At 57.9% G+C, this 330-nt stretch carries 1 protein-coding gene; it reads left to right on the forward strand.

Features of this window, described 5'->3' with window-relative positions; genetic code table 11:
• Positions 1 to 55 precede the first annotated feature (55 nt).
• On the forward strand, positions 56 to 330 hold a 275-nt coding region (locus tag J0A68_RS23305; RefSeq protein WP_498371315.1), incomplete at its 3' end, for a class I SAM-dependent methyltransferase.

A 330-nucleotide genomic window follows, 5' to 3' on the forward strand; every position in this document is an offset into this window, starting at 1 on the left:
TTTTACGCTTTTCTGTTAGACTACGCAGCTTCGAATTCTGAACTGATTTGCCGCTATGCCAAACCGCGATACTCTTTTCTCCGCCCCCATCGCCAAACTGGGCGACTGGACCTTCGACGAACGCGTCGCCGAAGTGTTTCCCGACATGATCCAACGCTCCGTTCCCGGCTATTCCAACATCATCTCGATGATCGGCATGCTGGCCGAACGTTTTGTGCAACCCGACAGCCGGGTGTATGACCTGGGCTGCTCGCTGGGCGCGGCGACGCTGTCGATGCGGCGGAATATCAGGGTGCCCGGCTGCACTATCGTCGCCGTCGACAATTCGCC

Source organism: Algoriphagus oliviformis, assembly GCF_017254915.1.
In the GTDB taxonomy this organism is placed as follows: Bacteria; Bacteroidota; Bacteroidia; order Cytophagales; family Cyclobacteriaceae; genus Algoriphagus; species Algoriphagus oliviformis.